The organism is Stenotrophomonas sp. RS-48 (genome assembly GCF_030053245.1).
GTDB classification, from domain to species: domain Bacteria; phylum Pseudomonadota; class Gammaproteobacteria; order Xanthomonadales; family Xanthomonadaceae; genus Stenotrophomonas; species Stenotrophomonas maltophilia_P.
In genome coordinates, this window is sequence record NZ_JASGBV010000091.1 from 1 (window position 1) to 11,933 (window position 11,933).

Genomic DNA, 11,933 nt, shown 5'->3' on the forward strand with positions numbered 1-11,933 from the left:
CCTGATGGCATCGAGGTGCATGTGCTGCGCAAGCCGTTGCAGATGCAGCAGGTGTTCCGCGCTGTGGCAGAGGCACTGGGCTGAATCTGCGTCGCCGGGCCATGCCCGGTGTCATCGAAGGCGGTAGGTAGCGCCGGGCCATGCCCGGCGGCAGGTCACGCCGGCCGTTCCGGGGTCTCCCACGGGAAGCGTGGCAGGCTGTCCACGGCCTGTTCCAGCCGCCGTGACCAGTTCTGGTGGATGTCCGCGTACAGGGGCGAGTCCGCGCCCAGCCGCAGCTGCTGGGCGATCCGCAGCTCGCCGTCGCGCAGCAATGCCAGATCGATCGGCAGGCCGACCGAGAGGTTGGAACGGATGGTCGAATCCAGCGACACGATCGCCGTGCGCGCGGCGTCCTCAAGGCGCGTGGCCGGGCTGAGGATGCGGTCGAGGATCGGCTTGCCATACTTGGACTCGCCGATCTGCAGGTAGGGGGTCTCCGGCGAGGCGGCGATGGCATTGCCCAGCGGGTAGATCATGTACAGGCCGGGGCGTTCGCCGGCGACCTGGCCGCCGAAGATCAGCGTGGCCTGGGTGTTGACGCCGTCATGGCCGTGCTCGCTGTGGCCGCCGTGCACCTGGCTGTCCACCAGCAGGCGACCGACATAGGCCGCCGCTTCGAACAGATGGGTCATGTCGCGCAGGTTGGGCGTGCGCCGCTCGCCGGCGTCCCGGGTCAGGCGCGAGACCAGCAACTGGGTGGTGGCCAGGTTGCCAGCCGCCATCAACACGTAGGCCGCCTGGCCGGGATACTCGAACACGTGCAGCTTGCGGTGCACGCGCACATCGTCCAGCGAGGCATTGGTCCGGGTGTCGGCGGCGAAGACCAGGCCCTGGTCCACCTCGATTCCAACGCAATAGGTCATGTCGGTGCCCTATCATGTGCGTCCCGGATTGTAGGCAGGCCGCCGTGACGACGGCATGCCCACGCCCCCCAGACCCGTCACCTGAACCGCATGACCACCGTGCTCCTCAGCCTGGGCAGCAACGTCCAGCCCCGCCGCCATCTCCACGCCGCGGTGGCGGCCCTGCGCGAGCGTTTCGGCGCGTTGCAGGTGTCTCCGGCCTACCGCACGGCCGCGGTCGGCTTCGATGGCCCGGCCTTCCTCAACAATGGCGTGCTGATCCAGACCGATCTGCCGCTGCAGGCGCTGGATGATTGGCTGCACGCACTGGAAGACGCCCACGGTCGTGATCGCACTGGTCCGCGCTTCTCCGACCGCACCCTGGACATCGACGTGGTGTTCTACGGCAACCACATCGTGGAAGGCCCGGGCCATCTGCGCATTCCGCGCCCCGAGCTGAAGCACGCCTTCGTGCTGAAGCCGCTGGCGGACATCGCGCCGGACTTCATCGACCCGGTCAGCGGCCTGGCCCTGGCGGCGCTGTGGCGTGCACACGCTCAGTTTGGCGAGGCATTCGAGGTGGTTGACCTGGAATGAGGGCCGCTGCGCTCGCCTACGTAGATCGGTAGCGCCGGGCCATGCCCGGCGGACTTCAACTCACCGTGCGTCCGCCATCCACGCGCAGGGTGTGGCCGGTGACGAAGCTGGCCTCGGCCACCAGCCAGTACACCGCCTCGGCGATCTCCTCGACCGTGCCGGTGCGTGCCAGCGGCGTGCGCGCCAGCAGGGCCTCGCGGGCGAAATCGTCCTTTCCCTGCTCGGGCCACAGGATCGCACCGGGGGCGACCGCATTGACCCGCACTTTCGGCGCCAGTTCCAGCGCCAGTGACCGGGTGGCCATCTCCAGTGCGGCCTTGGCCATGGTGTAGGCCACATGGTCACGCATCGGGTCGGTGCCGTGCAGATCGGTCAGATTGACGATGCAGCCCTGCTGGCGGCGCAGGTACGGCGCGGCCGCCTGTGACAGCAGCAGCGGTGCACGCGCATTGACCGCGTACAGCTCATCCATCGCTTCGGCGGTCACCTGGCCGAGCGGGGTGGGGAAGAAGTTGGACGCGTTGTTGACCAGCGCATCGAGGCGGCCGAAGTGGGCCACGGCCTGCTCGACCAGATCGGGCAGGGCGCCGGCATCGCGCAGGTCGGCCTGCAGGGCCAGCACACTGCCCGGACGGACGTTGTCCAGGTCGAAGGCGGCCTGCTGCAGCTCGGCGCTGGACGTGTTGGCATGCAGCACCACCGACCAGCCACAGGCGTGGAACTGGCGTGCGATGGCGGCGCCGATCCGGCGCGCGCTGCCGGTGATCAGGGCCACGGGGGCGGTGTCGCTCATCGAGGGTCCTCCAAGGCTCGGCTATCCTGTGCACCATTGTCACCGCATTCGAAGACGCCATGCAGCCTACCTTCCCTCTGCCCGATGCCGACGCCCTGGCCCACAGCGACCAGTTGGCCGCCGCACTGCGTGCTGAAATCCTCGCCCAGGGGGGCGCGATGCCGTTTTCCCGCTTCATGGAACTGTGCCTGTACGCACCCGGGTGGGGCTATTACAGCGCCGGTGCCAGCAAGTTCGGTGGCGGTGGTGACTTCACCACCGCGCCCGAGCTGGGCGGCCTGTTCGCCGGCAGCGTGGCCAATGCGCTGGCGCCGGTGTTCGCCCAGCTCGGTGCGCAGTCGCGGATGCTGGAACTGGGCGGCGGCACCGGTGCCTTCGCCGAAGCCGTGCTGCTGCGGCTGGCCGAGCTGGATGCGGTGCCTTCGCGTTACGCCATCCTTGAACCCAGTGCCGACCTGCGCCAGCGCCAGCAGCAGCGCCTGCAACAGGCGCTGCCGGCAGAGCTGGCCACGCGCGTGGACTGGATCGACCGTCCGTTCGAAGAGGACTGGGAAGGTGTGGTGTTCGCCAACGAGGTGATCGACGCACTTCCGACCCCGCGCTTCCTGATCAGGGACGGCGAGGTCTACGAGGAGACCGTGGAACTGGACGCGGAGGGCAACTTCATCCGTGGCGCGCAGCCGGCCGATATTCTGCTCAACGGCGCCGTGCGGCACATCGAACGCTATCTCGAAAGGCCCTTCGCCGACGGATACCGCTCGGAGGTGCTGCCGCAGCTGCCGTACTGGTTGCAGGCAGTGGCGGGTGGCCTGCAACGCGGCGCGATGCTGTTCATCGACTACGGTTACAGCCGCAGCGAGTTCTACCAGCACGATCGCGACGACGGCACGGTGCGCGCCTTCTACCGCCACCACGTGCATAACGACGTGCATCGCTGGCCGGGCCTGCAGGACATCACGGCCTCGGTGGACTTCACCGCGATGGCCGAAGCGGGCCTGCACGGTGGCTTCGAGCTGGCGGGGTACTGCAGCCAGGCCAGCTTCCTGATCGGCAATGGCCTGGACCAGGTGCTGAGCCTGGCCGAGGAGCGTACCGATGAGGTGGGGCGCATCCAGCTGCGCGACCAGGTGAAGAAGCTGACCCTGCCTACCGGCATGGGCGAGCGCTTCCAGGCGATCGGCCTGCAGCGTGGAATCGACTTCGAGCCGGCGTTCGCGCTGGGCGATCTGAGCTGGCGCCTGTGAGCGCGACGGCGCGCATGATCAAGCCGCTGCGGCGGCCGCGGCTATGGACTGCGCTGTGGGTGCTGGCCGTGCTGTTCGTGATCGTGGTCTGCCTGATTCCGCCGCCACCGATTCCCGTGCCGGAGAACGGCGACAAGGTCGAGCATTTCCTGGCGTACTTCATTCTGTCCGGCAGTGCCGTGCAGCTGTTCCGGCAAGGACGTCCGCTGCTGTGGGTCGGGCTGGGCCTGGTGCTGATGGGAATCGGGATCGAGTTCGCGCAGGGGGCGCTGACACGCGACCGAATGGCCGACCCGATGGACGCCCTCGCCAACACGGTTGGCGTTCTTGCCGGATTGGGCCTCGCGCTGACCCCGCTGCGCGACCTCCTGCTGCGCTGGCGGGGCTGACACGCCTTCCCTGGTTGAAGTGGAACCGGGCATGGCCCGGCTCCACAGCCTTCCGGTTACTTCTGCAGCGTCACTTCGTCCAGCACCCACATCGCCGGGCGGGTATCACCGGTGAAGTTGATGCACAGGTCGTCGGTGCCATGCGTGCCCTTCGGCAGCGTCGCACGCAGGCTCACGAAGCCATCGGCATCGGGCGTGGCCGGCAGCGGGACTTCGGCCAGCACCTTGCCCGTGCAGCTGCCCCGGCGGATCAGCATCTCGCCGTGCGCGCGCCTGGCCTTCTCGAAGCGACGGTTCGGCTCGTCATGCGCCAGCTGGAAGTAGTAGGGGATGCGACCGGCGCGCACCTCCACGCTGCCGATGCCGTCCAGCTGCGCCTGTGGCCAGCGCCAGCAGGGCTGGAAGATGTCCACGTTGAAGACCGCGCGTGCGCCCTCGCGCGGGCCATCGTCTTCCAGGCGCAGTACCAGGCCCTTGTTGCCAACGCAGCTGAGCAGTTCGTCGCTGCGGCGGGCGAGCAGCGATTGCGGAGTGAACGCGGCTACGGTGGGCTCTGCGGCCAGCATACGGCCCTGGTAGAACGCTGCGGCCTGTACCGTGGCGGGCACCTTCGCGGTCAGCGGCTGCTGGTACAGCGGCGACTGCGCGGTCACCGGCTGGCCATCGGTGCTGTAGCGCACCTCGTAGCCCAGCGGGTTGGCCAGCGACACCGTCACCGTGCCTGCGGCGCGATCATCGTGGTACGCCACGCCCACTTCGAACGGCGTCTGTGCATAGGCGAGTCCCCATGCGCGGTAGCGCTGCAGCTGTGACGGCAGGCGTGCCAGGAAGTCGCGGAAGTCACGCTTCCCGGGCGGGCTCCAGCCGGTCTCGGCCACCGCCGCCAGGCGTGGGAACAGGTTGTGCTGCAGCCGCGCATAGCTGCGGGTGTGCTCGGTGAACATGTTGGCCTGCAGGCCGAGGATGTGTCCGCGCTTGTCGGCGGGCAGTTCGTCCGGCACCGGCTCGAAGTTGTAGAGCTTGCCGAGGTTGACCTGCGTGGGGCGGCCCGGCGGTTCATGGGGCGAGGCGGTCTGCAGGTAGTCCAGGTACAGGTAGCCGACCGGCGACATGATCACGTCATGGCCGGCGCTGGCAGCGGCCAGGCCGCCTTCGGTACCGCGCCAGGACATCACCGTAGCCTGGGGGGGCAGCCCGCCCTCGAGAATTTCGTCCCAGCCGATCAGGCGCCGGTCGTGTTCCTCCAGGAATGTCTCCAGGCGCTTGATGATGTGGCTCTGCATGGCCATCTCATCCTTGATGCCCAGCTCGCGCATGCGCTGCTGAATCTGCGCGGACGCCTCCCACTGGTCCTTTACGGCCTCGTCGCCACCCACGTGCACGTACTTCGCCGGGAACAGTGCGATCACCTCCTCCAGCACGTTCTCGAGGAAGGTCACGGTGCTGTCTTCCACGTTGAAGAGGTTGGGGAACACGCCCCATTCGCTGATCGGCTTCAGCGGCGTGCTGATCGAGCCCAGCTCCGGATAGGCGGCGATCGCGGCCGTGGCATGGCCCGGCACGTCGATTTCCGGAATCACCTGGATATGCAGCTTGGCTGCATAGGAAATCACTTCACGGATCTGCTCCTGCGTGTAGAAACCGCAATACGGGTACTCCTGTCTGGTCACCGGATCGATGCCGCCATCGCCGGCCGGCAGGCGGCAGCTGCCGACCTCGGTCAGCTTCGGGTAGCGCTTGATCTCCATGCGCCAGCCCTGGTCATCGGTCAGGTGCCAATGGAAGGTGTTGAGCTTGTGCGCGGACATCGCATCAAGCACGCGCTTGATCTCGTCCAAGCTCTGGAAATGCCTTGCCGAGTCGAGCATGAAGCCCCGCCAGGGGAAACGCGGCGCATCCTGGATCTGCACGGCCGGCAGCGCGCCCTGGCTGCCGCCGGTGGCCAGCTGGGCCAGCGTGGTGGCGCCGTAGAACAGGCCGGTCTCGTTGCCGGCCTGCACCAGCACGCCCTGCGCGGTGCTGTCCAGCGTGTAGCTCTCGCCGCTGTCGCGGAAGGTGGGAATGATCTGGAAGCGGATGCCGCCGGCCTTGGCCGCAGCCTTGCCGGTAGCCAGCGCCAGGCGCGGGCCGCCGCTGCGCGCCAGCAGGTCGGCGAATTGGGTGGCGACCCGCTGTGCGGCCTCGCCGTCTGCGTACAGCGCGGTCGTGGCGGACACAGTGATGCCACTGCCCTGGCCGGGCTGCACGCTGGCGGGGGCAGGAATCAGCATCAGGCTGTTGGCGCGCAGCTGCGGGCCAGGAGCTTCAGCGGCGGGCACCGGATCGGCGGCGAAGGCCGGCAGGGCCGGCAGCAGGGCAAACAGGCTGCCCAGCAGCAGTGCGCCGTGCATCCTGGCGTGGAAGGGCTTGACCATCGGAACGACTCCTTGGAACGGTGCGATGAACGCTATACATGAAAAACGCCGGGCCCGGAATGACCCAGGCCCGGCGTGCGTGCACGACTCGGCGATGACGCGGCCGATGGATCAGTACTTGAAGCGGAAGTTGAGGTAGTACTGGCGGCCGTTGCTGTAGAACGACGTCGGAATGGCCGCGGTCTGGTAGTACTTGTAGGTCGGGTTGTTGAGGTTCAGCGCATCCAGGCTGATGCTCAGCCAGTCGGTGGCCTTGTAGCTCAACGAGGCCGACAGCGTGCCGAAATCATCCTGGTAGTACGGGTTGGTGCCCGACAGGCTGATCAGGAACGACGAGCGGTGCGTGTAGCTGACGCGTGCTCCGAAACGCTCGTTCTCGAAGTAGGCCCCCACGTTGTAGGTGTTCTTCGAGGTACCCAGCAGGTTGTGCGAACCGTCGGACCAGGTGTGGGCCGTGGTGCCGTTGGCGTAGGTGTAGTTGGCGTTGATGCCGAAGTACTCGCCGATCGGCTGCTCATAGGCCACTTCCACGCCGGTGACCTTGCCGTCGGCATTGATCGGGGTGGAGATCTGGTAGGTCTCGAGCTGGTTGGTCAGTTCGCTGTACAGCTGGCGCGAGACCACGTCGAAGGCGATGTAGTCCTTCATGTCCATGTGGTACGCACCGACCGACAGCAGGCCGCGCGGCATGAAGTACCACTCCAGGTTGGCGTCGAAGTTCGTGGACAGGGTCGGCTTCAGGTTCGGGTTGCCACCGCCGCCGGTCTTGTTCAGGTCCGAACCCCACGACGAAGCGCCCAGGGCCGAATAATCCGGCAGGGTCTGGGTCTGCGACGCGGCCACGCGCAGCACCAGCCTGTCGTCCAGGTCGAACTTGATGTTGGCGCTGGGCAGGACGCGGTTGCGCTTGTTCTGGAAGGCGGTGCGCTCCCACATGCCGAACAGGCTGCTCACATCGGCATCGGCGGCATTGCTGACCGCGTTGTAGGTGTCGATGTCCTGCTTGATGTTGACGTAGCGCAGGCCGACGTTGCCGCTCCACCAGTCGCCGCTGAAGTTGGCCTGCACGTAGCCGGCGAAGTTCTTCTCCTTCACCTTCCACTCGGCACCGTAGTTGTGGCGGCCGGTGGGGCCATCGTTGCCGGCCAGCCAGGTGGAGTTGTTGATGATCGCGTTCTTCAGTGCATCCGGCGTGTAGTACCAGATGTTGCGCGGGAAGGTGCCGCCGACATCACCGGCGAAGCCGCTGGGATAGTTGGCGGTGGCGCTGCCCTGCAGTGCGGACCAGATGTCACCCGGGGTCGCACCTTCCGGCGAGAGCGCTTCGCGTTCGTGGTCGGCGAAGCGCACGCCGAAGTCCACGGAGTTCAGCACGCCGGTGCCGAAATACTGGCTGAAGTCCAGCGTGGCCCAGTCTTCCTTGTCTTCGGCGCGGACCAGCTGGTTGCCCCACGTGCCGAAACTGGTGACGCCGCTGGGGCTGATGTCGCCGCCGATGTTCCAGTCCACCGGCGAACCGGCGCCGTGCGTTGCCCAGCTGGCACCGCCGCCCTGGCCGAGCGTGACTTCAGCAATGAACTGGCGCGGGGTTTCACCGGTGCCCTTGGTGGTACCGGCCTGGAACTTCATGTCCAGGGTGTCGTTGATCTGCCAGTCGGCGTCGAACGTGACGTAGTTGGTCTTGGCCGTGGCTTCACGGTAGATCATGTCGTAGACACCGTAGTTGGTGCCCGGGACGCCCGCGTAGGTGGCATTGCTCAGCACGCCGTCGGTCACGGTGTAGCCCGGGTTCGGCGCCTGCGACTTGGCGAAGTTGCCGCCCCACAGCATGAAATTGCGGTTGTAGTTGTTGGCTTCCAGCTTGGAGGAGAAGCCGCTAAGCGACAGGTTCAGCGTATCGGTCGGCTTGAACTGGATGGTCACCAGCCCGCCCTTGCGTTCGCGGGTCTGTTCGAACAGGGTCGAACCCAGCAGGCCGGGGACGGCCACGCCGATCAGGTCCGGATTGGTGAGGGCCACCGGATCATCGGCGCCGATCCGGGTGAAACCGCCCGGGATTTCCTGCGCCTCGCGGCGGAGCTCGCGCTTCTGGTAGAAGGCCTGCAGCATCACGCCGAAGTTGTTGGCGTCATTCTTGTAGTTGAACAGCGCCGAGTACTGCGGGTCGGTCGACTTGGCCTGGTCCGAACGGACCGCACCTACCGAGGCTTCCGCACTGAAGGGCTTGGCGAACTCCAGCGGCTTGCGCGTGATGATGTTGACGGTACCGGTGGTGCCGCCATCCTGCAGCTTGGCCTGCGAGGACTTGTTCACTTCCACCGAGCTCACCAGCTCGGAAGGCAGCAGCGAGTAGCTGACGCTGCGGCCGACGTTGTTGCCCTGGCTGAGCACGAACCAGTCGGCCGAGCCGACGGTGTGGCCGTTGATCAGGGTCTGGGTCAGGCTCGGGCTGGTGCCACGCAGGCTGACGCGGTCGGCTTCATCGAAGCCGCCTTCGTCGGCGCTGGACGAACTGATGTTGACGCCGGGCAGGCGCTGCAGGGTGTCGGCCACATTGTGCGCCGGCAGCTTGCCGACGTCTTCGGCGGTCACCACTTCCACGCGCGCGTTGGCTTCGCGCTTGGTATCCAGCGACTTCTCCATCGAGCCACGGATGCCGGTGACGGTCACGGTGTCCAGGTCGGTTGCGGTCGGCGCAGCCTGCTGGGCATGTGCGCTGAAAGCGAGGCAGCTGACGATGGCGGCCGAAAGCAGGGTCTTGCGGGTGTTCATGATGTCTCTCCTCATCACTCGATTGGGTGCCGGCGGCGGTGTTCGGTTGCGGTTGCGTTGACGTGCGCGGGGCGGCGGCGATGTCCCGTGCATTGGCGTGCCACGTACTGCGTGCTGCGATTGCGTTGAAGCCTGTTGCGGTGTCAGGCGGCCGACTGCTGCAGGTACCAGCTGGCAGCACCGACCACGCCCAGCTGGCCGTGCTCGACCACCTTCACCGGGATGCGTGCCAGTGCTTCGCCCATCGGCCCCTTCTGCAGGTAGCGCTCGACGAAGGTGCTGGTGCGCAGGTACTCGCGGATCTGCGGCAGGATGCCGCCGGCCAGATAGACGCCCCCATGGGCGCCGTAGAACAGGGCCATGTCGCCGATGGTGCTGCCGAGCAGGCCGCAGAACACATCCAGCGCCTTGCGTGCGTGCGCATCAGTGCCGGCCATCGCCGCGGCGGTGACCGCGTCCGGACTGGCCAGGGTGGGCTGCTGTCCCTGCAGGGCGCACACCGCGCGGTACAGGTTCATCAGGCCGGGGCCGGAGATTGCGTGCTCGATCGACACGTGAGCGCGCTCGCGCTGCATGTGGCGGACGATGGCCATTTCCAGTTCGGTGCTGGCGGCCAGCGTAGGTTGCCCGGCTTCGGTAGCCAGCACGACCGGGCCATGGGCGGTCGGGATCCACAGTGCCGCACCCAGGCCCGTACCCGGACCGACCACCAGGGTCGGTCCGCGCGGGGCGCTTTCCGGCCCACACAGGTGCAGGACGCCGCTGGCGTCGACCTGTGCCGCGGCATAGGCCACCGCTTCGAAGTCGTTGACGATGTGGACCTGCTGTACGCCGACGTCGGCCTCGATCTGCCGCGCGGACAGCGGCCAGGGCACGTTGGCAGTGATGACCGTCCCGTCTTCGCGCGCATAACCGGCCGTGGCCACCACGCAATGCGCCGGGCGCGGGCCGTCGCCCAGGAAGTCGGACAGGATCGCACTCAGGCCGGCGTGGTCGGCATTGCGATACTTGCGGTATTCCAGCACCTGCACCGGATGGGCGGCATCGCCGCTGGCCTGGACCCGGGCGACACGCACATGGGTGCCGCCGACGTCGGCGGCCAGGAACGAGGGCGCGACGCGGGACAGGACATGGGCCGGGGCGGGATGGCTGGCGGTCACGCGGGCTCCTGCTGAAGAGGGGGCCGGATCCGAGGGTGAGGCCGGCTGTTGGGCGGAGTCTGTAACCCCGCTGACAACGATGTCAACGAGTTCGTGACACTTTCGTTGCTGCGGCGCAACGAATGGGGCGTGCGGTAAACGTTTCCATGGCGTGAACAGCGCCTTCACGCCGGAGCCCTTGCTGCACGGGGCTCAACGGCTCCAGCGCATTCAGCACGCGACCGCACGCGGCGGTTGCGCGATGCAGCATGGCCTGCGCTGCCCCGCGCAGGGAAGTTGACAAACCGCCGTTGTCCATCGAAAGAATGTGACAACGTTGTTCCCAGCCACTCTCCGACGCCGCGTTCTGCGACCGTCGCCGCAGGAGCCCTCCTGATGTCCGCCGTCCCCGCTGCAAGCGCGCGCCCGAACGTGGCCACCTCCATCGCCATCGTCGGCGTCCTGTTCTTCCTGATCGGCTTCTTCACCTGGCTCAACGGCCCGCTGATCACCTTCGTCAAGCTGGCCTTCGAGCTCAGCGAGGTCGGCGCCTTCCTGGTGCTGATGGTGTTCTACCTGTCCTATTTCTTCCTGGCCCTGCCGTCGTCGTGGATCCTGCGCCGCACCGGCATGAAGAAGGGCCTCAGCCTGAGCCTGCTGGTGATGGCCGGCGGCGCGGCACTCTTCGGTGAATTCGCGACGCAGCGCTGGTACCCCGGCGCGCTGGGCGGGCTGTTCGTGATCGGCAGCGGCCTGGCCCTGCTGCAGACGGCGATCAATCCTTACATCTCCATCCTCGGCCCGATCGAGACCGCAGCGCGTCGCATCGCGCTGATGGGCATCTGCAACAAGATCGCCGGCATGCTGGCGCCGGTGCTGATCGGCACCCTGGTGCTGCATGGCATCGGTGACCTGGACAAGCAGGTGCAGGCGGCCGACGCGGTCACCAAGGTGGCCCTGCTCAATGAGTTCGCCGCCAAGATCCATGCACCGTACCTGGCGATGGCCGGCCTGCTGGTGCTGCTGGCCGTCGCCGTACTGTTCTCGCCGCTGCCGGAGATCAAGTCCTCCGAGGCCAACGCCACCCCGATGGCCGCCGGCGCAGCCGAGCGCAGCAGCATCTTCCAGTTCCCGCACCTGTGGCTGGGCGTGCTCTGCCTGTTCGTGTATGTCGGCGTGGAAGTGATGGCCGGTGATGCCATCGGTACCTATGGCCACGGCTTCGACCTGCCGCTGGACCAGACCAAGATGTTCACCTCGTTGACCCTGGCGGCGATGCTGGCTGGCTACGTGGTGGGCCTGCTGCTGATTCCCCGGGTGGTTTCGCAGTCGCGCTACCTGACCGTTTCGGCGGTACTGGGCGTGGTGTTCTGCCTCGGTGCTTGGGCCACCCACGGCTACGTTTCGGTGGCCTTCGTGGCCCTGCTGGGCTTTGCCAACGCAATGATGTGGCCGGCCATCTTCCCGCTGGCGATCCGTGGCCTGGGCCGTTTCACCGAGACCGGCTCGGCGCTGCTGGTGATGGGTATCGCCGGTGGCGCGATCATTCCGCAGTTGTTCGCCGTGCTCAAGCAGCACATCGATTTCCAGCTGGTGTTCGTGCTGCTGATGGTGCCGTGCTACCTGTACATCCTGTTCTACTCGGTCATCGGCCACCGCGCCGGCCTGCCGCAGGAGCGCTGATAGGCGATGATGGACGGC

9 protein-coding genes are annotated in these 11,933 nt (G+C 67.0%); 4 read left to right on the forward strand and 5 right to left on the reverse strand.

Annotated elements, in window-relative coordinates:
- Positions 1–155 precede the first annotated feature (155 nt).
- Positions 156–905, reverse strand: a complete 750-nt coding sequence (locus QMZ25_RS16220; protein WP_053519299.1) for a 20S proteasome subunit A/B — start codon at positions 903–905, stop codon at positions 156–158.
- A 90-nt stretch (positions 906–995) separates the two neighbouring features.
- Between QMZ25_RS16220 and folK the strand changes: the two genes are divergently transcribed.
- Complete coding sequence (folK, locus tag QMZ25_RS16225) at positions 996–1,481, forward strand: 2-amino-4-hydroxy-6-hydroxymethyldihydropteridine diphosphokinase (protein ID WP_197571829.1); 486 nt, start codon at positions 996–998, stop codon at positions 1,479–1,481.
- A gap of 55 nt (positions 1,482–1,536) precedes the next feature.
- Here the strand turns inward: folK and QMZ25_RS16230 are convergent, their stop codons facing one another.
- A complete protein-coding gene (locus QMZ25_RS16230; protein ID WP_074899803.1) occupies positions 1,537–2,274 on the reverse strand; it encodes a pteridine reductase in 738 nt (245 codons plus the stop codon).
- Between the two features lie 59 nt (positions 2,275–2,333).
- Between QMZ25_RS16230 and QMZ25_RS16235 the strand changes: the two genes are divergently transcribed.
- Positions 2,334–3,518, forward strand: coding sequence for an SAM-dependent methyltransferase (locus QMZ25_RS16235; protein WP_053519292.1), 1,185 nt, complete (start codon positions 2,334–2,336; stop codon positions 3,516–3,518).
- Positions 3,519–3,532: 14 nt separating this feature from the next.
- A complete protein-coding gene (locus tag QMZ25_RS16240) occupies positions 3,533–3,907 on the forward strand; it encodes a hypothetical protein (protein WP_065175153.1) in 375 nt (124 codons plus the stop codon).
- A gap of 56 nt (positions 3,908–3,963) precedes the next feature.
- Here the strand turns inward: QMZ25_RS16240 and QMZ25_RS16245 are convergent, their stop codons facing one another.
- The 3 genes from QMZ25_RS16245 to QMZ25_RS16255 form a co-directional block, all read right to left on the reverse strand.
- Positions 3,964–6,321, reverse strand: a complete 2,358-nt coding sequence (locus QMZ25_RS16245) for a family 20 glycosylhydrolase (protein WP_283219942.1) — start codon at positions 6,319–6,321, stop codon at positions 3,964–3,966.
- A gap of 111 nt (positions 6,322–6,432) precedes the next feature.
- Positions 6,433–9,093 (reverse strand): TonB-dependent receptor, encoded by a 2,661-nt coding sequence (locus tag QMZ25_RS16250; protein WP_053519286.1) that lies wholly within the window; start codon positions 9,091–9,093, stop codon positions 6,433–6,435.
- A gap of 143 nt (positions 9,094–9,236) precedes the next feature.
- Complete coding sequence (locus tag QMZ25_RS16255; RefSeq protein WP_053519284.1) at positions 9,237–10,253, reverse strand: glucokinase family protein; 1,017 nt, start codon at positions 10,251–10,253, stop codon at positions 9,237–9,239.
- Positions 10,254–10,628: 375 nt separating this feature from the next.
- Here QMZ25_RS16255 and QMZ25_RS16260 point away from each other — a divergent pair, with 375 nt between their 5' ends.
- Positions 10,629–11,915 carry a sugar MFS transporter gene (locus QMZ25_RS16260; protein ID WP_065181756.1) on the forward strand — a complete coding sequence of 429 codons (1,287 nt, stop codon included), beginning with the start codon at positions 10,629–10,631 and terminating at the stop codon, positions 11,913–11,915.
- Positions 11,916–11,933 lie beyond the last annotated feature (18 nt).